Origin of the sequence: Microbacterium sp. LKL04 (genome assembly GCF_900102005.1) — a bacterium.
GTDB lineage: Bacteria > Actinomycetota > Actinomycetes > Actinomycetales > Microbacteriaceae > Microbacterium.
Genome location: NZ_LT627736.1, coordinates 1,135,603 through 1,158,965, shown reverse-complemented (window position 1 = coordinate 1,158,965; position 23,363 = coordinate 1,135,603). Strand labels below are relative to the sequence as shown.

General features: G+C 69.1%; 25 protein-coding genes and 1 tRNA gene. 17 read left to right on the top strand and 9 right to left on the bottom strand.

Features of this window, described 5'->3' with window-relative positions:
- Positions 1 to 29: 29 nt before the first annotated feature.
- The 4 genes from BLP38_RS05795 to BLP38_RS05780 all read right to left on the bottom strand — a co-directional run bounded on the left by BLP38_RS05795 (position 30) and on the right by BLP38_RS05780 (position 3,016).
- Positions 30 to 1,172 carry an acyltransferase family protein gene (locus BLP38_RS05795; protein WP_091354289.1) on the bottom strand — a complete coding sequence of 381 codons (1,143 nt, stop codon included), beginning with the start codon at positions 1,170 to 1,172 and terminating at the stop codon, positions 30 to 32.
- Positions 1,173 to 1,248: 76 nt separating this feature from the next.
- Positions 1,249 to 1,473 (bottom strand): SCO4848 family membrane protein, encoded by a 225-nt coding sequence (locus BLP38_RS05790; RefSeq protein WP_091354286.1) that lies wholly within the window; start codon positions 1,471 to 1,473, stop codon positions 1,249 to 1,251.
- 9 nt (positions 1,474 to 1,482) lie between these two features.
- Positions 1,483 to 2,319: a hypothetical protein gene (locus BLP38_RS05785; RefSeq protein WP_091354283.1), complete on the bottom strand. Its 837-nt coding sequence runs from the start codon at positions 2,317 to 2,319 to the stop codon at positions 1,483 to 1,485.
- A 37-nt stretch (positions 2,320 to 2,356) separates the two neighbouring features.
- Entirely contained in the window at positions 2,357 to 3,016 is a 660-nt protein-coding gene (locus BLP38_RS05780) for a phosphocholine cytidylyltransferase family protein (protein WP_231916595.1), read from the bottom strand.
- A 216-nt stretch (positions 3,017 to 3,232) separates the two neighbouring features.
- Between BLP38_RS05780 and BLP38_RS05775 the strand changes: the two genes are divergently transcribed.
- Genes BLP38_RS05775 through BLP38_RS05765 form a run of 3 tightly spaced genes read left to right on the top strand, consistent with a single transcriptional unit; the run spans position 3,233 to position 6,398 of the window.
- Entirely contained in the window at positions 3,233 to 4,561 is a 1,329-nt protein-coding gene (locus BLP38_RS05775) for an ABC transporter ATP-binding protein (RefSeq protein WP_442922939.1), read from the top strand.
- A complete protein-coding gene (locus BLP38_RS05770) occupies positions 4,537 to 6,090 on the top strand; it encodes a hypothetical protein (RefSeq protein WP_091354272.1) in 1,554 nt (517 codons plus the stop codon). Before BLP38_RS05775 ends, BLP38_RS05770 begins: the two co-directional genes overlap by 25 nt.
- A gap of 41 nt (positions 6,091 to 6,131) precedes the next feature.
- Positions 6,132 to 6,398 carry a DUF3039 domain-containing protein gene (locus tag BLP38_RS05765; RefSeq protein ID WP_091354268.1) on the top strand — a complete coding sequence of 89 codons (267 nt, stop codon included), beginning with the start codon at positions 6,132 to 6,134 and terminating at the stop codon, positions 6,396 to 6,398.
- Here the strand turns inward: BLP38_RS05765 and BLP38_RS05760 are convergent.
- Positions 6,377 to 7,705, bottom strand: a complete 1,329-nt coding sequence (locus BLP38_RS05760) for a nicotinate phosphoribosyltransferase (RefSeq protein WP_091354265.1) — start codon at positions 7,703 to 7,705, stop codon at positions 6,377 to 6,379. The two genes, BLP38_RS05765 and BLP38_RS05760, sit on opposite strands and share 22 nt — an antisense overlap.
- 56 nt (positions 7,706 to 7,761) lie before the next feature.
- Between BLP38_RS05760 and murI the strand changes: the two genes are divergently transcribed.
- From murI to BLP38_RS05740, 4 genes are all read left to right on the top strand, one after another.
- Positions 7,762 to 8,589: a glutamate racemase gene (gene murI / locus BLP38_RS05755; RefSeq protein ID WP_091354261.1), complete on the top strand. Its 828-nt coding sequence runs from the start codon at positions 7,762 to 7,764 to the stop codon at positions 8,587 to 8,589.
- The gene (gene rph / locus BLP38_RS05750; protein ID WP_091354258.1) at positions 8,586 to 9,329 is read left to right on the top strand and encodes a ribonuclease PH; all 744 of its coding nucleotides are present in this window, start codon (positions 8,586 to 8,588) and stop codon (positions 9,327 to 9,329) included. Before murI ends, rph begins: the two co-directional genes overlap by 4 nt.
- Positions 9,326 to 9,919: an RdgB/HAM1 family non-canonical purine NTP pyrophosphatase gene (rdgB, locus tag BLP38_RS05745; protein ID WP_091354255.1), complete on the top strand. Its 594-nt coding sequence runs from the start codon at positions 9,326 to 9,328 to the stop codon at positions 9,917 to 9,919. Before rph ends, rdgB begins: the two co-directional genes overlap by 4 nt.
- 96 nt (positions 9,920 to 10,015) lie before the next feature.
- Entirely contained in the window at positions 10,016 to 10,927 is a 912-nt protein-coding gene (locus BLP38_RS05740; RefSeq protein WP_091354252.1) for a cation diffusion facilitator family transporter, read from the top strand.
- 257 nt (positions 10,928 to 11,184) lie between these two features.
- On the opposite strand, the gene BLP38_RS05730 is transcribed toward BLP38_RS05740, so the two are convergent.
- Complete coding sequence (locus BLP38_RS05730) at positions 11,185 to 13,551, bottom strand: ATP-dependent DNA ligase (RefSeq protein WP_091354248.1); 2,367 nt, start codon at positions 13,549 to 13,551, stop codon at positions 11,185 to 11,187.
- 61 nt (positions 13,552 to 13,612) lie between these two features.
- On the opposite strand from BLP38_RS05730, the gene ku reads away from it, so the two are divergent.
- Positions 13,613 to 14,539 carry a non-homologous end joining protein Ku gene (gene ku, locus BLP38_RS05725; RefSeq protein ID WP_091354245.1) on the top strand — a complete coding sequence of 309 codons (927 nt, stop codon included), beginning with the start codon at positions 13,613 to 13,615 and terminating at the stop codon, positions 14,537 to 14,539.
- On the opposite strand, the gene BLP38_RS05720 is transcribed toward ku, so the two are convergent.
- Positions 14,540 to 15,319 (bottom strand): DedA family protein, encoded by a 780-nt coding sequence (locus BLP38_RS05720; protein ID WP_091354242.1) that lies wholly within the window; start codon positions 15,317 to 15,319, stop codon positions 14,540 to 14,542. It lies immediately after the preceding gene.
- A gap of 71 nt (positions 15,320 to 15,390) precedes the next feature.
- A tRNA-Leu gene (locus BLP38_RS05715) sits at positions 15,391 to 15,472 on the bottom strand.
- A 112-nt stretch (positions 15,473 to 15,584) separates the two neighbouring features.
- Between BLP38_RS05715 and BLP38_RS05710 the strand changes: the two genes are divergently transcribed.
- Genes BLP38_RS05710 through BLP38_RS05680 form a run of 7 tightly spaced genes read left to right on the top strand, consistent with a single transcriptional unit; the run spans position 15,585 to position 19,988 of the window.
- A complete protein-coding gene (locus tag BLP38_RS05710) occupies positions 15,585 to 16,748 on the top strand; it encodes a CpaF family protein (protein ID WP_091354239.1) in 1,164 nt (387 codons plus the stop codon).
- On the top strand, positions 16,745 to 17,605 hold the full coding sequence (locus BLP38_RS05705) for a type II secretion system F family protein (protein WP_091354234.1): 861 nt from the start codon (positions 16,745 to 16,747) through the stop codon (positions 17,603 to 17,605). Before BLP38_RS05710 ends, BLP38_RS05705 begins: the two co-directional genes overlap by 4 nt.
- On the top strand, positions 17,602 to 18,513 hold the full coding sequence (locus tag BLP38_RS05700; protein WP_091354229.1) for a type II secretion system F family protein: 912 nt from the start codon (positions 17,602 to 17,604) through the stop codon (positions 18,511 to 18,513). The genes BLP38_RS05705 and BLP38_RS05700 overlap by 4 nt, the downstream gene beginning before the upstream one ends.
- A 23-nt stretch (positions 18,514 to 18,536) precedes the next feature.
- On the top strand, positions 18,537 to 18,740 hold the full coding sequence (locus tag BLP38_RS05695; RefSeq protein WP_091354225.1) for a hypothetical protein: 204 nt from the start codon (positions 18,537 to 18,539) through the stop codon (positions 18,738 to 18,740).
- Positions 18,741 to 18,749: 9 nt separating this feature from the next.
- Positions 18,750 to 19,139, top strand: coding sequence for a TadE/TadG family type IV pilus assembly protein (locus tag BLP38_RS05690; RefSeq protein ID WP_091354221.1), 390 nt, complete (start codon positions 18,750 to 18,752; stop codon positions 19,137 to 19,139).
- Entirely contained in the window at positions 19,114 to 19,581 is a 468-nt protein-coding gene (locus BLP38_RS05685) for a TadE/TadG family type IV pilus assembly protein (protein ID WP_091354218.1), read from the top strand. Before BLP38_RS05690 ends, BLP38_RS05685 begins: the two co-directional genes overlap by 26 nt.
- Positions 19,578 to 19,988 (top strand): pilus assembly protein TadG-related protein, encoded by a 411-nt coding sequence (locus BLP38_RS05680; RefSeq protein ID WP_091354215.1) that lies wholly within the window; start codon positions 19,578 to 19,580, stop codon positions 19,986 to 19,988. The genes BLP38_RS05685 and BLP38_RS05680 overlap by 4 nt, the downstream gene beginning before the upstream one ends.
- 7 nt (positions 19,989 to 19,995) lie before the next feature.
- Here the strand turns inward: BLP38_RS05680 and BLP38_RS05675 are convergent, their stop codons facing one another.
- On the bottom strand, positions 19,996 to 21,270 hold the full coding sequence (locus tag BLP38_RS05675; RefSeq protein WP_091354212.1) for an MFS transporter: 1,275 nt from the start codon (positions 21,268 to 21,270) through the stop codon (positions 19,996 to 19,998).
- Positions 21,271 to 21,296: 26 nt separating this feature from the next.
- On the opposite strand from BLP38_RS05675, the gene prfB reads away from it, so the two are divergent.
- Both prfB and BLP38_RS05665 read left to right on the top strand, forming a co-directional pair.
- The gene (gene prfB, locus BLP38_RS05670) at positions 21,297 to 22,409 is read left to right on the top strand and encodes a peptide chain release factor 2 (RefSeq protein ID WP_065570373.1); all 1,113 of its coding nucleotides are present in this window, start codon (positions 21,297 to 21,299) and stop codon (positions 22,407 to 22,409) included.
- A gap of 114 nt (positions 22,410 to 22,523) precedes the next feature.
- Entirely contained in the window at positions 22,524 to 23,345 is an 822-nt protein-coding gene (locus tag BLP38_RS05665; RefSeq protein WP_091354208.1) for a DUF4397 domain-containing protein, read from the top strand.
- The last annotated feature ends 18 nt before the right edge of the window (positions 23,346 to 23,363 follow it).

Below are 23,363 nucleotides of genomic sequence, written 5' to 3'. Positions count from 1 at the left end.
GTATGTGCTGTGCTCTCGTCGACGGCAGGTCAGGGCGCGACTTCACCGGCCCGGCGACGGGCTCGCGCCGCAACAGCTCGGTGGACGCGTCGCGCCGCCTTATGCATTCTAGCTTCGACAACCTCGTAGAACCCCCAGGCCACGAGCACGCTGATCGGGATGCCGAGAAGGCCGACGAGCCCCCACGCCTCGGAACCGAAGGCGAAGGCGAGGGTCGCAAGCACCGGGACGTGCACGAGGTAAAGGCTGAAGGAGATCTTGCCGAGCCACTGGATCGGGCGCGTCTCGAACAGCCGGATCGCGGGTCCCCACGCGAGCGCGACGAGGACGATCCCCGCAGCGCCGGGGGCGGCGAAGGCCCACAGCACCTGGCTGAGGTCGGTGCCGCTCGGGACGATCGGGCGCGCGAGCCAGCTGCCGATGAGCATGAGGACGCTCACGAGCGTGAACAGCGGCATGAACCACCGAGGTCGCGGGCGTTCGACCCACGCCAGCAGATCTGGCATGCGCGCGGCCATGATCGTGCCGATCACGAAGACGGGGAAGTAGAGGAGTTCGCTCTGCTCGAACAGGCGACCCGCCACGCTGAGCGCGCAGCAGAGGAGCACCGCGGCCAGGGCGTGCCGCCGGACGAGGAGCGCGAGAGCCGTGGCGAGCGGCAGGACGATGGAATACAGGAGCTCCCAGTGCAGCGACCAGAGGGGGTTGTTCAGGGAGTACTGACGCGGGACGAGGGATGCCTGCGCGAGGAACGACTGCCACGTGACGCTCTCGGCGTGCGTCTCGGCCATCCAGGACCCCGGGGGCATCGTTGACCGGTCGCGTGGAACGAGGAAGATCAGCAGGGCGCTCAGCCCCAGGGAGGCGATGACCGGCCCGTACAGACGGACGACTCGTGCCGAGAGGAATCCCATCCAGGAGAAGTTCTCGCGGAACACGGGCAGGACTACGACGAGCCCCGAGAGGACGAAGAAGACGAGGACCGCCTCGTTGCCGGCCGTGAGGAGCTTCACGGGAGACTCCGAGATCACCGCCCAGCTCACTGTGCCCTCGAGCAGCGGACGTGCGATCAGCAGCCAGTGGTGCAGCAGGACGACCAGAGCCGCGACCCCACGGAGGCCGTCGAGGCTTCGGATGCGGCCTGGCGGGTGCGTCGGGGGAGTCGTTACCACCCGACAACGCTAGTCAGTGTTGCGGGGTGGGCCGAACCACTTGCGCGCGCCCCGCGGGGTGTGCAGGCCGCGCGGGTCAGGTCCACGCGCCGGTCGCGGCGATGACCCCGGCGAGGATCGAGACCGCCGCGAGGATCACTGCCACCGCGATCAACACGGTGTGGACGACGAGGAAGCGGGTGGCGCGACCACGCTCGTCGCGCGAACGTTCGTCGCGCGCCACGCGTCGGTAGAAGGCAGGCCAGACGACGGCGTTGAAGACACCGTTGAGGATGAGCAGAGTGACGAGTACCGGGATCACCCGGCCACGCTACCCGTTGATCTCGTCGCCGTGCCGCGCGCGACGACGCGGTCCACGAAGACGCCGGGGCTTCTCAGCGTCGGGCGGCGTCACGGTCAGTTCCGCGGGGAACACCGGGGGAGGAGCGCCGAAGGCGCGCCGGGCACCCGTGACGACGCGTCGACCCAGGATGTGGTTGCCGCTGCCGCCGACGACGGCGCCGATCCCGAAGGGCAGCGCACGGCCGACCACCGAGACGCCGCCCTGTACGGCGAACCGGCGGATGAAAGCGGATTTCAGCCGGTCGAGGAGAGGTCCGACCATCGCTCGGGGCAATGACGTGGTGACCAGCTCGCCCCAGTAAGCCTGCCGGGGCTTTCCGCCGCCGCTGATCTGCCCGGCGAACTGGCTGACGAGCTCCACACCTTCGCGCCCGACCATCAGCGTGAGAACGAGTGCGCGCGCCCGGTCGGGATCGGACAGGCGGATGCCGTGCACCTCTGCGAGTGACTGAGCGAACAGTGCCGTCGCTTCCAGGAATCCGACCGTCTCCGCCCCGGCGAGCGCGAGCGTCACCCCTGTTCCGATACCGGGGACGACCGCCGTGGCACCGACGGCGGCTCCACCGGTCGTGACCGTCGCGAGATAGCGGCGTTCGAGGATCCGGCAGATGTCGGCGGGTGCGGCATCCGGATGCCGCGCCCGGATGCCCCGGAGATGCGACAAAACTGCCGGGCGCTGGGTGGCGAGTACGCGGTCCAGTATTCGGATGAGCCAGGGATGCTCCGATGACCCGACCGGCGGCAGTCCACCTGCCCAGGCCGAATCATCCGGCAGCGAATGGATGCGGGGGACGTTCGCTGTCACAGGGTTCACGGCGGGCTCCCCGGCTCCGCCTCGAGCGTCAGACGTAGAAGTTCGCCCGGTCGAGGTCCTCGGCGAAGTCCACCTCGACCGCGTAGAGGTCCGAGATGTCGAGGGGGCGCAGCTTCAGCCCGTTCTCGGCGACGGCGAGTTCGAGGCCGCGCTCGAAGTAGTCCTGGTTGTCGACGTGGTTGAGCTGGGCGATCAGCGCCGACTTGTCCGCACGCGAGATGTAGTTGATGCCGACCGCTTCGCCGAGCCCTCCGGCGACCGTCTTTGACAGCTCCGCGATGTTGCCGTCGGCGTCGACGGTGTACTTCACCTCTTCGTCGCTGACCTTCGAGGTGTTTACGGTGACGAAGGACTGCTCCGCCTCGATGAGGGCGATGGCGCGACCGAGCACACGCGGGTCGAAGACGACGTCGCCGTTCATCCAGAGGACGCCGGACTTGCCCGTCGCCTTCAGCGCGCGCAGCAGGCTCTTCGAGGTGTTCGTCTGGTCGTAACGGTCGTTGTAGACGTAGTCGGCGTCGGGGAACGCCTCGACGATCGTCTCGGCGCGGTAGCCGACGACGGTCGTGATGGATGCCGCGGGACCGAAAGCGGCGTGGATGTTGTCGTGCTGCTGGCCCATGATGCTGCGGCCGTCGCTCAGCGGCGTCAGCGGCTTGGGCAGGCTGCGGCCGAGCCGCGAGCCCATGCCGGCTGCGAGGATGACGATCTTGGTCACGGGGGTGCTCCTGACGATGTGGTCACTGTCCGTCCATCGGAAAGACACATCCTTGTGCCAGCTAAATGGTAGCCGGGGCGCCTGACAATGGCCCGAATCCGCGTATGGCGTTGCGCATTCGTGATAACCGTGCTGCGGGTTACGAGGTCCCAGGAGACGGTGATCACCCCTTGGTAGGTTTGACGAGTGACGCTTCCGAAGACACGACAGCCCCGCGGTAAGGCACGAGTGTCCGGCGCCGGCACCGCCCTCCCCCCGCCGCCTCCCTTGCCCGCTGATGTCGCCGCAGCCCGAGGGGCGAACGCCCCCGCTGACGAGGAGAAGGCGACCGTAGCCCTTCCGCCGAAGCCCGATCTGCCGGCATCCGTCGCCGCGGCGCAGTTCGAAGGCGCCCGCACAGACCTCGAGGTCCATGTCGGGGACGAAGGAGAGGCAGACACCGAGCGGCAGTCTGAGACCGAGCTGACGGTCGAGCCTGAGCCTGAGCCCGAGCCCACGGTCGAGCCGGTGCCTGAGCCTGAGCCCGAGCCCGAGCCCACGGTCGAGCCGGTGCCTGAACGCGAGCCAGACCCCGGGCCGGACCCGGAGCCGGAGTTCATGGCCGAGCCGGACCCGGAGCCGGAGTTCATGGCCGAGCCGGACCCGGAGCCGGAGTTCATGGCCGAGCCGGAGCCCGAACTAGAGCCGGAGGACCCCGCGCCCGTCACGGCCGTGCTGCCCGCGACCGAGGAGGAAGACGTCACTCAGAGTGGCGCGGCACCTGCACTCCGGATGTCGAAGGTGTCGAAGTCCTTCGGGCGGACTCTCGCCGTCGACGCCGTCGACCTCGAGATCCCGGCCGGCACGTTCTACGGCATCGTCGGACCGAACGGCGCCGGAAAGACCACGACGTTGTCGATGATCGCGGGTCTCCTGCGTCCCGACGGCGGCTCCATACAGGTCGGCGGCGTCGACCTTCGCCGCGATCCTCGGGGTGCGAAAGCGCTCATGGGGGTCCTCCCGGATCGTCTGCGCACGTTCGACCGTCTCACCGGTCGACAGCTCCTTCACTACTACGGGGTGCTGCGAGGGCTCCGCCCCGCCGTCGTCACCGAGCGCACGCAGGATCTGGCGCGCGCGTTCGACCTGACCGCCGCATTGGCGCGTCCGGTGTCCGACTATTCAGCGGGCATGACGAAGAAGATCATGCTGGCGGGCGCGATGATCCACGCTCCGAGGCTGCTCGTCCTCGACGAGCCGTTCGAAGCGGTGGATCCGGTCTCGAGCGCCGTCATCCTCGACATCCTGTCGGCGTACGTCGCGAGAGGCGGCACCGTCGTCCTCTCGAGTCACGGCATGGAGCTCGTCGAGCGGATGTGCGACGGGGTCGCGGTCATCGTCGCCGGCCAGGTGCTCGCACAGGGCACGGTCGACGAGGTGCGCGGCGACAAGACTCTCGCGGAGCGCTTCGTCCAGCTCTCCGGCGGTCTCAGTGATGTGGAAGGCCTGGAGTGGTTGCACACGTACTCCGACTGAGACTCGCCCTCCTCGTCGGCGCGCTGAATGCACGCCCTGCCGTCGTCGTGCGCCGGCTGGTCGCATTCGGCGTCTTGGCGGTGGCCGTCGCCGCCGTCTGCGTCGCCTTCGTCAGACTCGACCGCGTCCCGGCCGACGAAGCGGCGACACTGGCCGTGGTGGGAGGCGCAGCGCTGATCGCGGGCTTCCTGCTGATACCGCTGTTCACCGGGGCCGATGACCCTCTCGATCCGCGCCGCTTCGTCACGACGGGTGCCGAGCCCCGAACCGTCGCATGGACGGTCGCTGCCGCGTCGCCGCTGGGCGTCCCCGGTGTCGTCGTGCTGTCGATCGCCGTGGCGATGGCCGTCGCAGCGACCGGGCACGGTGCCCCGGTCTGGCAGGCCGTCCTCAGCGCCGCCCTCCTCGTCGCCACGACGGTGCTCGCGTCGCGGTGCGCCATGGCCGTGTCGGCCGTCGCCCTGCGAGACCGACGCTCGCCGCAGCTGACCGGGCTGATGGTGACGGCAGCGGGAGTCGTCGTGATCCCGGTGGCGGCTTTCGCGTTCTCCCTCGAGTGGTCGGGCGGACTTCCGTCGCCTCTGACGGAGGCGGCTCAGGTGCTCGCCATCACTCCCTTCGGCGCGGCGCCCGCGATCGCCGTGCGGGCGGGCGGCCCGCTGGTCGCTTCTCTGCTGGTCGCCGTGGGAACGATCGTTCTTCTGGCACTCGCGTGGTATCTGCTGGTCCAGCTGATGATGACTCGGACCGAGCGTCCTGTTCCCGTCCGCGAGCGTCGCGGCCTCGGATGGTTCGCCGTCATGCCCGGGCTGCCCGGCGGTGCGGTCGCTGCGCGCAGCATCGTCTACTGGTTCGGCGATGCCCGCTACCTCGCCAACGTGATCGTCGTTCCGATCGCCTCCGTCCTGATCGTGACACCGTTGCTCATCGTCGGCGTTCCGCTGCAGACCGTCGCGCTCATCCCTCCGCCGATCCTCGCCCTCTTCCTCGGATGGTTGATCCACAACGATCTGGCCTATGACTCGACCGGCGTCTGGCTCCACATCTCCGCGGGGGTGCGCGGTGTCGCAGACCGGATCGGGCGGCTCGTGCCCATCCTCATGATCGGCATCCCGCTCCTGGCGCTCATGATCACGGGGTCCATCTGGGTGCACGGCCGGTGGGCCGTGCTTCCGGCGCTCGTCGGTGTCTGCATCTCTCTGTTCGCGGCCGGCCTCGGGCTGGGGTCGATCGCGTCGGTCGCTGCGCCGTACGCCGTCTCGCGTCCTGGCGAGGGGCCGTTCGAGCAGCCGCAGCGGACGGGCGGTGGGGTGCCTCAGGCCGTCGTTCTCCTCGGCGCGATCGTCTTGTCGGCCCCGTCGCTCTGGTGGGGGTGGTTGGCACTGAGTGGCGACGAGGATGCCGCGTGGACGTCGTTCTGGTCCGGCCTCGGCGTCGGGGTCGGTGTCCTGGTCGTCGGCGTCGCCGTCGGCGGAGCGCTCTTCGAGCGTCGCACCGGACGCATCATGGAGTTCGCAGAAACCCTCTGACGCCCGGCCACAGCGGCCCCGACCCCAGTACACTCGGGGGAATGAGCACGCCGATCGACAGCCCTGATCAGGGCGGCCTCGCCACACTCGACCGCGAGCTCGAGGAGCTCATCCGCGAGGAGTCCATCGAGCCGGGCGACCATGAGCGTTTCTCGCACTACGTCAAGAAGGACAAGATCATGGAGTCCGCCATCACCGGCAAGCCGGTGCGCGCACTCTGCGGCAAGAAATGGACGCCGGGACGTGATCCCGAGAAGTTCCCGGTCTGCCCGACGTGCAAGGAGATCTACGCCTCGCTGACCTCGTAGACGGTCGGCAGAGCGGGATCGGCGCGGCTCAGCGCCAGCGCCGTCACGGGCAGTTCCTCGCGGACGCGCAGGTGGTGCGCGCGCGCCGCAGAGACGCCGTCGGGGCCGAGGTGCGCGGCATCCGTCTCGCCGTGATCGACGAGCACGGTCTGCAGCGGGCGGGCGTCGGGGTGGGCCGAGGGGGCGTCGAGCTCTTCGAAGCCGTCGGCGACGGCGATGACTTCAGCAGTCGCGACCCCGTCGGCACGGCGCCGGAATGCGGCCTTGCGACCGCCGATGGATGCCTTGGAGGTCGAGGCCTTCGCCACCGGCACCCAGCCGCCGTCCGAGCCCTGCCGGGCGACGAGCTTGTAGACCATTCCCGCCGTCGGGGTGCCGGATCCCGTGACGACGGAGGTTCCGACGCCGTACGCATCGACGGGAGATGCCGCCAGTGCCGCGATCGCGAACTCGTCGAGGTCGCTCGTCACGGTGATCCGTGTCGCTGTCGCGCCGAGCTCGTCGAGCTGCTGACGCACGGAAGCGGCCACGGTCGGGAGGTCGCCGGAGTCGAGCCGAACGCCGCCGAGCCCGGTGCCTGCGACCCGGACGGCCGTCTCGACGCCCTGGCGGATGTCGTACGTGTCGACGAGAAGTGTCGTTCCCGTGCCGAGAGCCTCGATCTGGCTGCGGAACGCGTCCTCCTCGGTGTCGTGGAGGAGCGTCCAGGCGTGTGCGGCGGTACCCATCGTGGGGATGCCCCACGAGCGTCCCGCTTCGAGATTGCTGGTCGCCGAGAAGCCCGCGATATAGGCAGCGCGCGCGGCCGCGACGGCGGAGCGTTCCGCAGCGCGACGGGATCCCATCTCAGCGAGCGGACGGTCGCCGGCGGCGATGCTCATGCGGGCGGCGGCTGTCGCGACAGCAGAGTCGTGGTTGAGGATGCTGAGCGCCAGGGTTTCGAGGATGACCGCTTCGGCGAACGTGCCCTCGATCGTGAGGATGGGGGAGCCGGGGAAGTAGAGCTCGCCTTCTCGGTACCCGCTGATCGTCCCCGTGAACCGGTAGCCCTCGAGGTAGCCGACCGTCTCGGGACTGACGATGTCGTTGTCGCGCAGGTAGGCGAGCTCGGCCTCTTCGAAGCGGAAATCCGCGATCTCCGAAAGGAGGCGGCCGGTGCCGGCGACGACGCCGAAGCGGCGCCCGCCCGGAAGACGCCGTCCGAACAGTTCGAAGACGCACCGGCGATTCGCGGTGCCGTCGCGCAGGGCGGCATCCAGCATCGTGAGTTCGTAGCGGTCGGTCAGCAATGCCGTGGACGTGGCCATCCGGTCACTCTATCCAGGCGCGGAGTCGGGTCGGACCGAGACTAGGCTGGTCGATCGTGACGGACGCACCGATCGGGATCTTCGACTCCGGAGTGGGCGGGCTCACCGTGGCCCGTGCCGTCTCGCAGCTTCTCCCGCGCGAGTCGATCCTTTACATCGGCGACACCGCGCACTCCCCGTACGGGCCGAAGCCGATCGCCGACGTCCGCCGCTACGGGCTCGAGGTTCTGGACTCTCTCGTCGACCAGGGCGTGAAGATGCTCGTCATCGCGTGCAACACCGCCTCTGCCGCGCTGCTGCGCGACGCGCGAGAGCGCTACGACGTGCCCGTCGTCGAGGTCATCGGGCCGGCGGTCCGCACCGCCATCTCGACCACGCGCAACGGACGGATCGGCGTGATCGGGACGGCCGGCACCATCGGCTCAGGGGTGTACCAGGACATGCTTGGCGTCAACGAACGCCTCAGCGTCTTCGCGCAGGCGTGCCCGCGCTTCGTCGACTTCGTCGAAGCGGGAGTGACCGACACGACCGACGTCCTGCGCGTCGCGGAGGAGTACCTCGCTCCGCTTCGCCACGCCGGTGTCGACACCGTCGTCCTGGGGTGCACCCACTACCCGTTCCTCGAAGGCGCCATCAGCTATGTGATGGGTCCGGATGTGTCGCTCGTATCGAGCGACACGGAAACAGCGAAGGACGTCTATCGGCAGCTCGTCTCCCGCGACCTGCTGGCAGGGCCGGACGCCACCCCGACCCACGTCTATGAGGCGACCGGCGATTCCGCCGACGACTTCATCCGACTCGCCGACCGGCTGATGGGCCGCGGCGTCAGCGCCGTCCGGCTCGTGCAGACCGGCGCTATCGATCTACCCAAGGAGACCCCATGAGCGAGACCACCCGTGCCGACGGCCGCGTCGTCGACCAGCTGCGCGCCGTCACGATCGAACGCGGCTGGAGTGCCCATGCCGAGGGCTCCGCACTGATCTCCTTCGGCGGCACGAAGGTGCTGTGCACGGCATCCTTCACCAACGGCGTCCCGCGCTGGCTGACGGGCAAGGGCAAGGGCTGGGTCACCGCCGAGTACGCGATGCTCCCGCGCGCGACCAACTCCCGCAACGACCGCGAGTCGATCAAGGGCAAGGTCGGCGGGCGCACGCACGAGATCTCGCGCCTCATCGGCCGCGCGCTCCGGGCCGTCGTCGACACCAAGGCCCTCGGCGAGAACACGATCGTCATCGACTGCGACGTCCTGCAGGCCGACGGCGGCACCCGCACCGCGGCGATCACCGGTGCGTACGTCGCCCTGGCGGACGCGATCGAGTGGGGCCGGGCGAAAGGCTTCGTCGGCAAGAATGCGAAGGCGCTCCTCGACTCCGTCTCGGCGGTGTCGGTCGGCATCATCGACGGCGAGCCGATGCTCGACCTGGCCTACGTCGAGGACGTCCGCGCCGAGACCGACATGAACGTCGTGGTCACCGGCCGCGGGCTGTTCGTCGAGGTGCAGGGCACGGCGGAGGGTGCGCCGTTCGACAAGCGCGAGCTCGACGCCCTCCTCGAGCTCGGTGTCAACGGGTGCGGCGATCTCCGCGAGGCGCAGCTCGCCGCGTTGGCGCAGGAGCTCGCATGACGACGCGCCGCATCGTCCTCGCCACCCACAACGCCCACAAGGTCGAGGAGTTCGGGGCGATCGTCGCCTCGACTCGTCCCGATCTAGAGGTCGTCGGTTACGACGGACCCGAGCCTGTCGAAGACGGCGTGACGTTCGCGCAGAACGCGCTCATCAAGGCGCGCGCCGCGGCCGCACACACCGGCCTTCCGGCGATGGCGGACGACTCCGGGATCGCCGTCGATGTGCTGGGCGGCTCGCCCGGGGTGTTCTCCGCCTACTGGGCGGGTCACAAGAAGGACGGCGTCGCGAACTACGAGCTGCTGCTCGATCAGCTGGCCGACATCGCCGATCCGCACCGGACGGCGCAGTTCGTCTCCACGATCGCTCTCGTCGTCCCCGGCGGCGAGGAGCACGTCGTGACCGGTGTCTGGCCCGGGCGTCTCGCGGCGGCGCCCGCGGGCGACAACGGCTTCGGCTACGACCCCGTGTTTTTGCCGGACGACGCCGCGGGCCGTTCCGCGGCGGAGTTGACCTCGGCCGAGAAGAACGCGTCATCGCACCGCGCGCGGGCATTCGCCTCGCTGGGACCCCTGCTCGCGACCCTCTGAGGATCCGCCCCCGCCCGCTGAGGCTGAGAATCGGACTCATTCCCGAGTTCGCCGATGGGGCCGGTCGGGGGGACGGCGGGTCCTACCCTCGTAGGTATGCACGATCACGCACCCGCCGGCATCCGGGGAGGACATCCGCGACGCCTGCTCGCGGTCTCCCTGGGTATCACGGCCACGGTGCTCATCGTCCAGCTCGTCGGAGCGATCCTGACCGGATCGCTGGCGCTGCTCGCGGACGCCGGCCACATGTTCACCGACAGCTCGGGGCTCGTCATCGCCCTCATCGCGGCGTCGGTCGCGGCGCGCCCCGCCGACGAACGTCAGACGTACGGATACCAGCGCGCCGAGGTGTTCGGCGCACTGCTCAACGCCGTGATCCTGATCGCCCTCGGAGTGTGGATCGCGGTCGAGGCCGTCGGGCGACTGATCCGCCCCGCTGAGGCCGAGGTGCAGGGTCTGCCGATGCTCGTCGTCGCCATCATCGGCCTGGTCGCCAACGGCGTGTCGCTCTATGTCCTGAGCGTCGCGCAGCGCACGAGCATCAACGTGCGCGGCGCGTACCTCGAGGTCCTCGGCGACCTGCTGGGGTCGGTCGTCGTGATCATCGCGGCGGGCGTGATCTGGCTGACGGGATGGATGCCGGCCGACGCCGTGGCCTCGCTCGTCATCGCCGCCCTCATCGTGCCGCGCGCCATCACCCTGCTGAGGGAGGTCTTCGCCGTGCTGGGGGAGCGGGCGCCGTCGGGGACGAAGGTCACCGACATCCGCGACCACATCCTCGGTACCGAGGGAGTCGTCGACGTGCACGACGTGCACGTCTGGCAGCTCACGCGCGGCGCGCCGGTGTTCACGGCGCACGTCGTCGTCGCGACGGACTACTTCGCCGACGACCGCGCGGGTCTGCTTCTGTCCCAACTGCAGTCCTGCCTCGCCCGCCATTTCGACGTGGAGCACTCGACGTTCCAGCTCGAGCCGGCGGGTCACGTCGAGCACGAGGCCCACGCGTGAGTCGCGCTGGAAAGGATCCCCGATGCCGGATTTCGCCGCTCCCAACCTGCCGTCCCGAGGGTTCGACGCCACTGTCGGGTTCTACGGAGCGCTCGGCTTCGATGTGGTCTACCGCGCCGAGGACTGGCTGATCCTGCGCCGGGAGCAGCTGCAGCTGGAGTTCTTCCCCGATCGGGTCCTCGGGCGGGCGAGTCGCGTATCTCGTGGACCCGGACGGCACTCAGCTGACTCTCGTCCAGAACGGGTGACGGTCCTCGTCAGTCTTCGGTGCGCACGTCCGCGGGAGTCTTATCGGGGCGGAGTCCTCGCCAGCGGGCGTGACGGAGCGTTCCGCTCGGTGTCGCCTCGGCGTACTCCACCTCGCCGACGAGCTCCGGTCTGACCCACAGCGCGTCGGATGCCTCGGCACGGCCGATGTCGATGAAAGGGTTCTCGGCCGTGCGGAGCGGTGCGAATGCGGCATCCAGGCGGGCGAGCGTCGCCTCGCTGAAACCCGATCCGACGCGACCGATGTAGTGCAGACCTCCCTCGGCGGGCACTCCCATGAGCAGTGAACCGATCTCGCCGGTGCGGACGCCCTTGCCCGGTCGGATGCCGCCGATCACCACCTCCTGCATCAGAGTCAGCTTCACCTTGAGCCACTGCTCGCTGCGGACGCCACGACGGTAGACGGACGCGGGATCCTTCACGACCACGCCCTCGAGTCCGAGCATCCGCGCCGTCGCGAGGGCGTCCTCGATGTCGTCCGCGACGGGCGGCACGACGATCGGGCCGATCGTATGCTCGGCGACGCCCTCCAGCAGCTCACGCCGGTGCGAGAGCGGGAGTGGAGCGGCATCCGTTCCATCGACCTCGAGGACGTCGAAGAGCAGGAACTGGACGGGGATCCGCGCCGACTCGCGGTCGATCTCCCCGGCCTTCGTGAGATGCATCCTGTGCTGGAGCAACGAGAAGTTCGGCCGGTTCCGATCGTCGAGGGCGACGATCTCGCCGTCCACGACGCAGGGCGCGGCGCCGAACCCGGGATCGCCGCCGGTCAGCTCGGGATACCGCGCCGTGATGTCCGTTCCGCTGCGGGCGCGGAGGCGGAGCCGCACGCCGTCCCAGATCCCGAGGGCTCGCACCCCGTCCCACTTGAACTCGACCCACGGACCCCACCGGGTCGCCGCCTGCCCCGCGAGGGCTGCGTTCGAGGACGTCGCGAGCATCGGAGCCGGCGCCGAGGCCGGGGCGTCGGAGGGCGGATGTGGGACGGGGGGACCCGCGGCATCCGTCTTCATCCGATGCAGCAGCCACTGCGACTTCTCCCCGTCGCCGCTCGTTCGGATGAGAGCGAGCTTGACGGTACCGAGCGGGCCGTCGCCGCGTCCGGTCGCGGTGAAGATGACCTCGTCCTCGCGCCACTTCTCGAGCTCGAAGGTGCCGGTGTCCCAGATCGACATCGATCCGGCGCCGTACTCACCGGCGGGGATGTCTCCGGCGAAATCCAGGTACTCCATCGGATGCGGCTCGGTCATGACGGCGAGGTGGTTGGTCGAAGGCGACTCCGGGATGCCGCGCGGCACCGCCCAGCTGACGAGCACGCCGTCGTGCTCGAGTCGCAGGTCGTAGTGGAGCCGCCGCGCGTGATGCTCCTGGATGACGAACCGGGAGGATGCCGGGCGAGCGGAGCCGACGGGGGAGTCCGGTACCGGTTCCGGGGTCCTCGCCGCAGTGCGCTTGGCGATGTAGGACGTCAGCGGCCCCGTGCCTGTGGGCGCGAGCGGCGCAATCAGATCGCCGCCCGCAGCGACCCGGTCGAGGACCTCGTCGAAGAGGAGGTGTCGCAGCTCGGGATCGTCGAGCTCCGCCCACGTCCGCGGGGCGGCGACCGTGGGACGTTCACGACCCCGCAGCGAGTACGGCGCGATGGTGGTCTTCTTGCCGTTGTTCTGGCTCCAGTCGAGGAACACCTTCCCCGGCCGGGCGGCCTTGGACATCTGACTCACGACGAGGTCGGGATGATCCGCCTCGAGCGCTCGCGCAAGTTCCTTCGCGAAGGCGCTGATCTCGTCGCTCGTACGGCTGCCGTCGAGCGGGGCGTACAGATGGATGCCCTTGCTGCCGCTCGTGACGGGAAGGGGGTCCATGCCCAGGTCGACGAGGATCTCGCGGGACCACCGGGCGACGTCCGCGCACTCGGCGAGGCCGACACCGGGGCCGGGATCGAGGTCGAGCACGAGCCGGTCGGGGTTGCGTCTCACACCCTCGGCGTCGAAACGCCACTGCGGGACGTGCAGTTCGATCGACGCCACCTGCGCGAGGTAGACGAGGGTCGGGACACCGTCGACGAGCGGGTAGTCCTTCGCGCCGGTCGAATGCTCGATGGGTCTCCGGCTGACCCATGACGGCGCGCCCGCCTCGAGGTGCTTCGCGAAGAACGAGCCCTCGCCCGTGCCGTCGGGCCAGCGGATTCGGGTGACCGGCCGCGCATCGAGGTGGGGGAGGATTGCCGGAGCGATCCGCGTCAGATAGTCGATGACCTCGCCCTTCGTGGTCCCCGTCGCGGGGTACATCACCTTGTCGAGGTTCGTCAGCCGCAGTCGGCGTCCATCGACGACGACCTCCTGCGACGCGGCTGGCATGGGGCCAGATTAGTGCGCAACCCCCATTGGTCGTCGCGTCGGCGGGGTGTGTACTGAGGGCATGAGATCGATCTGGAAAGGCGCGCTGACCTTCGGACTCGTCAACGTGCCCGTCAAGGTGTACTCGGCGACGGAGGACCACGACGTGTCGCTGCACCAGGTGCACGCCGCCGATGGCGGCCGCATCCGCTACCAGCGCATCTGCGAGATCGACGGCGAAGTCGTGCCGTACTCCGACATCGACAAGGCCTACGACGACGGCGAGCGCACCGTCGTCCTGACCTCCGACGACTTCGCAGCGCTGCCGAGCGAGCGCAGCCGCGAGATCGAGGTCGTCGAGTTCGTCCCCACCGAGCAGATCGATCTGCTCACCCTCGACAAGGCGTACTACCTCGAACCCGACTCGAAGAGCCCGAAGGCGTACGTGCTCCTGCGTCAGACCCTCGAGCAGACCGACCGCACCGCGATCGTCCGGTTCGCGTTGCGGCAGAAGACGCGGCTCGCCGCTCTCCGAGTGCGAGGCGACGTGCTGGTTCTGCAGACGCTCCTCTGGGCGGACGAGGTGCGCGCGGCATCCTTCCCGGTGCTCGATGAGCCGGTGAAGATCTCGAGCAAAGAGCTGGAGCTCTCGGCATCCCTCGTCGACAGCTTCTCGAGCGATTTCGACCCGAGTGAGTTCACCGACGAGTACCAGAAGGAACTGCGCACCCTCATCGACGCGAAACTCGAGAAGGGCGATGCGTTCGACACCGCCGAGACCTTCGGGGAGAAGGCGGATGCCGAGGGTGGCGAGGTCATCGATCTGATGGCGGCCCTGCGGGCCAGCGTCGAGAAGAGCCGGGCGGCGAGAACGGGCGAGGATGCCGGCGGGAAGACGAAGGCCGACGCCGACGGGAAGTCGGCGCCGGCCACGAAGGAACCCGCGAAGAAGGCTACGGTGAAGAAGGCTCCGGCGAAGAAGGCTCCTGCGAAGAAGAAGGCGTCCTGATCAGAGGCGCGGGGCGTCCCCGCCGCGACCGTCGGTCTTGCCGTCGAACGCCTCCGGCTCGAGGACGAGCTCCTGCGCCTCGGAGGCGTCCGTGAGCCCGTCGGGACCGGCAGCCATCTCGCGCTTGACCTTGCGTTTCTCGGCGAAGTAGTGCCAGACGATGAAGACGATGGTGCCCGCCACCGCGACCAGCAGGATGACGTCGATGTACTCGGCGACGAACTGACCGACGCCGGGAATGAGGCTGACGAGGTACCCGATGACGGTGAGGCCGAAGCCCCAGATGACCGCGCCGATCAGGTTGTACAGCGAGTACTTGTGCCAGGCCATCTTGCCGACGCCTGCCGCGACGGGGGCGAAGGTGCGGACGATCGGAACGAAGCGCGCGAGGATCACCGTCACACCGCCGTACCGTTCGAAGAATGCATTCGTCCGCTCGACGTTGCTGCGACTGAACAGTCCCGATTCCTTGCGCTCGAAGACGGCGGGTCCGCCCTTGCGCCCGATGAGGTAGCCCACCTCTCCGCCGAGGAAGGCGGCAAGACCGATGAGGAGACCGACGATCCAGACGTTCACGCCGAAGACGCCGTTCGGTGCATGCGTCACCGGGTTGGAGAGCAGGCCCGCCATGATCAGGAGGGTGTCGCCCGGGAGGAGGAAGCCGACAAGCAGTCCCGTCTCGGCGAAGACGATGAAGCAGACCACGACGAGCGCCCAAGGACCGGCCGCGTTGATGATGGTCTCGGGATCCAGCCAGGGGATCAAGGCGAAGGGGTGCACAGAGGTCCTTCAGATCGCGGCGGAGATCCGCCGACAGATGGGCGCAAGGTGTGAGGCACGTCAGTGCCCCGTGCGGAAGGGGGGACTTGAACCCCCACGCCCGAAGGCACAGGAACCTAAATCCTGCGTGTCTGCCAATTTCACCACTCCCGCTGGTGGGTTCAGTCTAGAGCGCGCGGTGGGAGGGACCTGGGAGGGATAACCCCCGAATCAGGTGTGGATAACTCCGGCATCGGCGGCGGCAGGGTTGCGAGGATCCCAGGCCATGAGCTTCCCGCAGACCACGTCGACGACTCGAGGCCTGACCTCGATCGCCGAGCGCGTGCGCGAACGACTGCGGACCGAAGAAGTCGACCCGTCGCGGGACCCCGAGCGGGCGTCCTACATCGCCCGGGCCGAGGTGCGGCGTCACAATGATTTCGCCCTCGCGCGCGGCGTCGACGTCATCGAGGACGAAGCGGCATCCGTTCGAGACATCCTCTCAACGGTCTCCGGTTACGGTCCGCTTCAGGCGCTCCTGGACGATCCGGACGTCGAGGAGATCTGGATCAACGCGCCCGACAAGGTCTACATCGCTCGAGACGGACGCAGCGAACGGGCCCCGATCGTGCTCAGCGACACGGCGGTGCGGGACCTGGTGGAGCGCATGCTTCACGCCACCGGTCGACGGGTCGATCTGAGCCAGCCGTTCGTCGACGCCTCCCTGCCCGACGGATCCCGGCTGCACGTGGTCATCCCCGACATCACGCGCCGCCACTGGGCCGTGAACATCAGGAAGTTCCTGACACGCTTCCGCACCCTCGACGACCTCGTCGCAGCCGGATCGGTGGGCTCTGCGGAGGCTGCGATACTCCGCGCAGCGATGCGCGACCGCACCAGCGTGATCGTGTCCGGTGCGACGCACGCCGGCAAGACGACGCTGCTGGGTGCGTTGATCGCTGCGGCGCCCTCGCACCACCGCATCGTGACGGTGGAGGAGACGTTCGAGCTCACGGCGCAGGCGCCTGACCTGGTCGCGCTCCAGGGACGGCAGCCGAGTCTGGAAGGCACCGGCGAGGTATCCCTCCGACGACTCGTCAAGGAAGCACTCCGCATGCGACCCGACCGGCTCGTGGTCGGCGAGGTCCGCGACGCCGAAGCCCTGGACCTCGTCCTGGCGCTCAACACCGGCGTGCCCGGAGCTGCCACGATCCACGCGAACTCTGCGACCGACGCTCTCCGCAAGCTCGGTTCGCTCCCGCTCCTGGCAGGCCGGAACATCGACCGCGACTTCCTCCTCCCGGCCATCGCCGCCTCCGTCGGGCTCGTCGTCCACTGCCGACGCGATGCCGACGGCCGTCGAGCCGTCGCCGAGATCGTCGCTCCGACCGGTCGGGTGGTCGACGGCGTCATCGAGACCCGTCCCGTGTTCGGGGGCGAGTCGGCATGACGACCGTTCTAGGCGTGACGCTCGCCGCCGGCATCCTCCTCGCCCTCTCACCCTGGTTGTGGCCGCCTCGGACGGTCCGCGAGGAGGGATATCCGCGTGACGGTCGAGCCACGCGCCTCCTGCAGGATGCCGGGTTCGGTCATGCCACCGTCGGGCATCTCGCGATGGTCTCGCTCGCCGCGGCAGCCCTCGCCGGTGCGGCGGTCTGGCTGGTGACAGCTCTCCCCGCCTTCGCCGCCGTCGCCGCGGTGGCCGGCTTCTTCGCTCCGGCGTCGTGGTTGCGCGGACGCGTGCGTCGCCTGCAGAAGGGACGTCGGCAGCTGTGGCCCGACGTCTGCGACCTCCTCGTCGCCTCGGTCCGTTCGGGGATGTCGCTCCCCGATGCGGTCTCCGCCCTGGGTGAGGTCGGGCCACCGGCACTTCGTCCCGCTTTCGCGGCCTTCGCGTCGGACGTCTCCGCCTCCGGGCATTTCGATTCCAGCTCCCTGCGCCTCAAAGCACGCCTCGCCGATCCCGTCGCGGACCGGATCATCGAGGCGCTCCGGATGGCGCGGCAGGTGGGCGGCACCGAGCTGACGAGCGTCCTCCGGGCCCTGTCGGCGTCCGTCCGTGCCGAGGCGGCGCTGCGGGCGGAGATCGAAGCGCGCCAGTCGTGGATCCGCGGCGCCGCCGTCCTGGGTGTCGTCGCACCGTGGGTGATCCTCGGACTTCTCGCCCTGCGGCCTGAGGGCGCCACGGCGTACAGCAGCCCGGAAGGGGTGACCGTCATTATCCTGGGTGCGGCCGTCTCGGTCGTCGCGTTCCGACTCATGCTGGGGATCGGTCGCCTGCCGGAGCCGCGGAGGTGGTTCGCGTGAGCGGCCTCACGCACGTGGCACTGGCGATCGTCCTCGGCGGCGCCTTCGCCAGTGGCCTCGTTCTCGTCGCGACGCGCATTCCGCGTCTCGCCGCCCCGACGCTTTCCCGTCGTATCGCGCCGTACCTGCGCGACATCGCGGATCCGCGCGGCTTGACACCCTTGGCCCCGGTTCCCGGGGACTGGCGTGCGCGCCGCGATCGCCTCATGGCATCGGTCGGCGGGGCGGCGCGACTGGAACATCGCCTGCGCCAGGCCGGCTGGACGCAGGATGCCGCAGGATTCCGCGCTCGTCAGCTCACGTGGGTCGTCGTGGGTGGCCTGCTCGGCGGCGTCGTCGTCGTGATCCTCACTGTCAGTGGAAGACTCACGCCCGGAGCCGCCGTCCTGCCGCCGGTCCTTGCCCTGTCGGCGGCGGCACTCGTGGACTTCCGTCTCACGGCGGCCGCCCGTCGTCGTCGGACGCGCGTGGAGGAAGAGCTTCCCACCCTCCTGGAGTTCCTCTCGCTGTGCCTCGCGGCCGGCGAGGGGCTGCGGGACGCGCTTCATCGGGTGGGCGAGATCGGCAGCGGCGAGCTCACCGTGGAGATCCGACGCGCAGTCCTCGACAGCGGCACCGGATCGAATCTTTCCGACGCGCTCCTCGACCTGGGGCGGCGCCTGGATGTGCCCGCGCTGTCGCGAGCCATCGAGCACCTCGTCGCCGCGATCGACCGCGGCGCCCCGCTCGCCGGCGTCCTGCAGGCGCAGGCGGGCGATGCCCGCGAGGACGCCAAGCGTTCGCTCATCGAGCAGGCCGGGAAGAAGGAGATCGCGATGCTCTTCCCGATCGTGTTCCTCCTGCTTCCCATGAGCGTACTTTTCGCCGTCTTCCCGGGCATCGTCATGCTTCGCCTCGGGGTCGGCTGACCCTCGATCGAAAGGAGATCACCATGATCCATTCCACCCTCGTACGACTGCGGACCGCGTGGGGAACCGTGCAGGCGGACCTTCGAGACGATGAGCGCGGAGATGTGCCCGGCTGGGTGCTGATCACGCTCATGACCGCCGGGCTCGTCGTCGTCATCTGGGCACTTGCGGGGCCGGCGCTCGCGCAACTGTTCCAGCAGGCGATCGACCAGGTCTCGAGCTTCTGAGGCTCTGAGATGCGGCGGCTGCTCTCCGAGGAGCGCGGATCGACCCCGGTCGAGTTCGTGCTCGTCGGCGTGCTGTTGACCGTTTTGACCCTCGGAGTGCTCCAGCTGGGGCTCGCTGTCTACGTCCGGAACGTCGTCCACGATGCCGCTGTCGAGGGCGCCTACCACGCTGCTCTGGCGGATGTGGAGACGTCTGCCGGCGCCGCCCGGGCACGAGAGGTCGTCGATCGTGCGGTCGGCGGTGGGTTCGTCGAGAGCGCGACCGCGACGGAAACCGGTGCCCTCGGGTACGAGACGGTGTCGGTGACCCTGACGACCCGGTTGCCGTTGATCGGTCTCCTCGGCGTCCCGCACGGGTGGGAGGTGACCGTCCATGCGCCCGCGGAGAGCTTCGACTGAGCGCCTCCTCGGCGACGAGGCCGGCTCGGCCGCGCTCGAGTTCATTGTCGGCGGCGTCATCCTGCTCGTGCCGATCATCTACCTCGTCGTGACCCTCGGCATCATCCAGTCGCACGCTCTCGGCGTCGAGTCAGCCTCCCGGCATGTCGCTCGAGCGGTCGCGTCCGCGGAGAGCGTCGAGGATGCCGATGACCGTGCCGCCGCGGTTCTGGACTCCCTCGTGACCGAGTACGACCTCGACCGCGACACGCTGGCGGTCGATGTGTCTTGCGTGGGCGACGCCGTCACCTGCCCCACCGCGGGCGCCATCGTGCGGGTGACGGTCTCCTCGTCGGTCCCGCTTCCGCTGGTCCCACCGGTCCTCGGTCTCGACGACGCGGCCCGGGTCGGGGTGGAGTCTTCCTCGGTGCAGAAGGTCTCGCGGTATTGGAGGGACGGATGATCCGGCGCGATGACCAAGAGGGCAGCATCCTGCTGCTGACGATCGGCTACGCACTGCTCGCCCTCGTCCTGGTGTTCGTGACGGTCGACGCGACCAGCCTGTACCTCGCGCAGAAACGCACGCAGGCGACGGCGGATGCCGCGGCTCTCGCCGGTGCCGATGGTTTCACCCTCGACGTCGTCGACGGCGAGCCTCGTGCGGAGCTGACGGACGGGGGAGTGCGGGAGCAGGCGCAGGCGATCGTCGCCACCGAGCCTGATGCGAGCATCGTCTCCGCGGGCAGCCCCGACGGGGTGTCCGCGCGGGTCGTCGTCAGCTCGATGTGGCGTCCGCCCATATCGACGCTGTTCGTCCCCGAAGGCATCACCCTGCAGGCGACGGCGACGAGTCGCACCGCGCTCGAATAGCGCCCGGTCAGCGTCCCGCGTGGGGGAGGAACCTCGGCAGCCAGCGGATGAAGGCCACGGCGCCGACCAGCCCGATCACGCCGACCGCGCCGGCCGCGAACGACAGCGACGAGACAGCCGTGATGCCCGTGACGATCAGCGGGGTGGTGGCGCCACCGGCATCCGTCAGTGTGCGCCACGACCCGAGGAACGGCGCCGGATCGTCCTTCGGCGCGAGATCCGCACCGATCGTCAGCAGGATGCCGCTGGAGAGGCCGTTGCCCACGCCGAGCACTGCAGCGAACATCGCGAACCACATCTCGGCGCTCGCGCCGTCGTGCGTCACCGAGAGGGCGAGGAAGCCGCTGCCCATGAGGACCATCGCCGGAAGAGCCGCCCACAGCCGTCCGAAGCGGTCCATGACCTGACCGCTCGCGTAGAAAAGGGCGAAGTCGAGGGCGCCGGAGATACCGACCACGAGGGCGATCGACTGCGCGTCCAAGCCGATCGACACTCCCCACAGCGGCAGGACGACCTGACGCGCCGATCGGACGGCCGAGAGGCTCGCCGCCGCGAGTCCGACACGCGACAGCACGCGCCGGTGCAGCCACATCGTGCGGAACACGCCCACCCGCTCTGCGACCGGGATCGAGCCGGTCACGGGTTCGCCCGAGTCCTCAGCCTCGTGACTGCGCACGGTCTTCGCGACGAACTGCTTCTCGGGGTCGGGCCCGAACGTCACCAGGACGATGAGGGCGACGAGACACACCGCGAAGAACCAGATCGTCGACCGCTCGTCGCCGAAGAGTCCGATGAGAGCCGCCGCGATGAAGGGGCCGGTGAACATGCCGAGGCGGAAGGTGCCGCCGAGAAGGGACAGCGCACGCGCGCGGAACATCACGGGTACGCGCGTCGTCATGAAGGAGTGGCGCGCCAGGCCGAACGCCGCGGCGCACGAACCGATGAGGAACACCGCGCCCGCGAAGACCGGCAGGGACGGCACCAGCGCGGCAGCCAGCGAGACGACGAGCGCCACGGAGCCCGCGATCATCATCGTCACCCGCTCGCCGACCCGGGCGACCGCCCAGCCCGCGGGCAGGTTGCCGACCAGCTGTCCGATGACGAGCAGCGAAGCGATGAGTGCCGACAGTGCGACGTCAGCACCCAGGTTGCCTGCCAGGATCGGGATGAGGGGCAGTACGGCTCCTTCGCCGATCGCGAAGAGGACGGTCGGCGCGTAGACCATGGGTCCGAAACGCCAGAGCACCTCCCGGGCAGTGGGGGAGTCGGGTCGGTCGGTCATCGCCATCCACGTTACTCTGGAGTGTCATGCTTGAATTCGATCCGTCTGCGGACATCCAGGCCCTCCGTTCCACCTTCGGTGAGATCAAGGCGGTCGTCGATGTCGACGCGCTCACCGCCGAGATCGCCCGTCTGTCCGACGAGGCGGGCGCCCCCGACCTCTGGGACGACGTGGAGAAGGCGCAGAAGGTCACCAGCGCCCTGAGCCACCGACAGTCCGAGCTGAAGCGCGTCACCGAGGTCGAGCAGCGACTCGACGACGTCGAGGTGCTCGTCGAGCTCGCGCAGGAGATGGACGACGAGGACTCCGCCGAGGAGGCTCGTCGCGAGATCGCCGATCTCGAGAAGGTCATCAGCCAGCTCGAGGTGCAGACGCTGCTCGACGGCGAGTACGACGACCGCGGCGCGGTCGTGACGATCCGTTCGGGCGCCGGCGGCGACGACGCCACCGACTTCGCTGAGATGCTCATGCGCATGTACCTGCGCTGGGCCGAGCGCCACAAGTACTCCGTCAAGGTGATGGACACGTCCTTCGCCGAAGGCGCGGGCATCAAGTCAGCCACGTTCGAGGTCGACGCCCCCTATGCCTACGGCACGCTCTCGGTCGAGGCCGGCACGCACCGACTCGCTCGCATCAGCCCGTTCGGCTCGGCCGACAAGCGTCAGACGAGCTTCGCGGCTGTCGAGGTCATCCCGGTGATGGAGGAGGCCCAGGAGGTCGACATCCCCGAGGGCGACATCCGGGTCGACGTCTTCCGTTCCTCGGGTCCCGGTGGACAGTCGGTCAACACGACCGACTCCGCCGTTCGCCTCACGCACCTTCCGACCGGCATCGTCGTCTCGATGCAGAACGAGAAGAGCCAGATCCAGAACCGCGCTGCCGCCATGCGGGTGCTCCAGACCCGCCTCATGCTGCTGCAGAAGGAAGAGGAAGCGGCCAAGAAGAAGGAGCTCGCCGGAACCATCACGGCGAGCTGGGGCGACCAGATGCGCTCCTACTTCCTCTACGGTCAGCAGCTCGTCAAAGACCTCCGCACCGGCCACGAGGTCGGCAACCCCGCGGTCGTCTTCGACGGCGACCTCGACGGGTTCATCGCGGCCGGCATCCGCTGGCGCAAGCGCAAGGACGACGACGACTGATCCGCCGCGGGCGGTCTGCAGGATTTTCCATCCACCTGCATCCATAACGGGTGTCCCGCAGGAATACCTCTGTGACAGCGCGAGCAGCTCGCGCCGGATCAGAAGGAGTTCCTCATGCGCAAGACACTCTCTGCGGGCGTGGCTCTCGGTGCCGCCGTGGCCCTCGCGGCATTCACCCCCGCCTCGGCCGCCACGGCGGACAACGCGGACCTGTCGGTCCTGCACGCGATCCCCGACACACCCGTCGACGTTTACGTCAACGGTGATCTGACGATCGACGACTTCCAGCCCGGTGATCTCGGCGGACCGCTCGAGCTGCCCGGCGGCACGTATTCGGTCGCGCTCACGGCGGCGGACGCGACCGACGACTCCGACCCGGTGCTCGGCCCGATCGACCTCACCCTCGAGGCGGGCGGGAACTACACCGCCGTGGCCCATCTGGATGCTGCCGGTGAGCCCGCGGCGAACCTGTTCACGAACGACACGTCGAAGACGGCCGCGGGTGAGGGACGTCTGACGGTCCGCCACGTCGCCGCGGCTCCGGCCGTCGATGTGCTGGCCGGCGGAGAAGCCGTGATCAGCGGTCTCGAGAACCCGAACGAGCAGTCACTCGACCTGCCCGCCGACACTGTCAACGCGTCGGTCGCCTTGGCCGGGACGACGGACCCCGTGATCGGACCCGCCGATGTCGAGGTGGCCGAAGGTGTGCTCACGATCGTCTACGCCTGGGGATCGGCCGAAGCCGGCAACCTCGCGCTGGCCACTCAGACCATCGACGGTCTGCACTCCGGCCCGGGCGGAGTGAACACCGGCTCGGCCGGTCTCGTCGCCGAAAACGGTACCGACGGGTGGGTGTTGGCCGGCGGTGCCGCCCTGATCGCCGGACTCATCGCGGGCGGCGTCTACATGACGCGCACCGCCAAGGTCCGTCGCTGACGCCCCGGCAAGGATCAC

Excerpts from the sequence above, each read along its gene's own strand:
- BLP38_RS05780 (WP_231916595.1), bottom strand. The coding sequence starts at position 3,016 with ATGGGCTCGCGGCTCGGCCGCAGCCTGCCCAAGCCGCTGACGCCGCTG.
- rph (WP_091354258.1), top strand. The coding sequence starts at position 8,586 with ATGAGCGAGACCACCCGTGCCGACGGCCGCGTCGTCGACCAGCTGCGC.
- BLP38_RS05760 (WP_091354265.1), bottom strand. The coding sequence starts at position 7,705 with ATGGCCACGTCCACGGCATTGCTGACCGACCGCTACGAACTCACGATG.
- BLP38_RS05740 (WP_091354252.1), top strand. The coding sequence starts at position 10,016 with ATGCACGATCACGCACCCGCCGGCATCCGGGGAGGACATCCGCGACGC.
- BLP38_RS05685 (WP_091354218.1), top strand. The coding sequence starts at position 19,114 with ATGCGCCCGCGGAGAGCTTCGACTGAGCGCCTCCTCGGCGACGAGGCC.
- BLP38_RS05705 (WP_091354234.1), top strand. The coding sequence starts at position 16,745 with ATGACGACCGTTCTAGGCGTGACGCTCGCCGCCGGCATCCTCCTCGCC.
- BLP38_RS05675 (WP_091354212.1), bottom strand. The coding sequence starts at position 21,270 with ATGACCGACCGACCCGACTCCCCCACTGCCCGGGAGGTGCTCTGGCGT.
- BLP38_RS05690 (WP_091354221.1), top strand. The coding sequence starts at position 18,750 with ATGCGGCGGCTGCTCTCCGAGGAGCGCGGATCGACCCCGGTCGAGTTC.
- BLP38_RS05730 (WP_091354248.1), bottom strand. The coding sequence starts at position 13,551 with ATGCCAGCCGCGTCGCAGGAGGTCGTCGTCGATGGACGCCGACTGCGG.
- BLP38_RS05765 (WP_091354268.1), top strand. The coding sequence starts at position 6,132 with ATGAGCACGCCGATCGACAGCCCTGATCAGGGCGGCCTCGCCACACTC.
- BLP38_RS05665 (WP_091354208.1), top strand. The coding sequence starts at position 22,524 with ATGCGCAAGACACTCTCTGCGGGCGTGGCTCTCGGTGCCGCCGTGGCC.
- BLP38_RS05710 (WP_091354239.1), top strand. The coding sequence starts at position 15,585 with ATGAGCTTCCCGCAGACCACGTCGACGACTCGAGGCCTGACCTCGATC.
- prfB (WP_065570373.1), top strand. The coding sequence starts at position 21,297 with ATGCTTGAATTCGATCCGTCTGCGGACATCCAGGCCCTCCGTTCCACC.
- ku (WP_091354245.1), top strand. The coding sequence starts at position 13,613 with ATGAGATCGATCTGGAAAGGCGCGCTGACCTTCGGACTCGTCAACGTG.
- BLP38_RS05695 (WP_091354225.1), top strand. The coding sequence starts at position 18,537 with ATGATCCATTCCACCCTCGTACGACTGCGGACCGCGTGGGGAACCGTG.
- BLP38_RS05680 (WP_091354215.1), top strand. The coding sequence starts at position 19,578 with ATGATCCGGCGCGATGACCAAGAGGGCAGCATCCTGCTGCTGACGATC.
- rdgB (WP_091354255.1), top strand. The coding sequence starts at position 9,326 with ATGACGACGCGCCGCATCGTCCTCGCCACCCACAACGCCCACAAGGTC.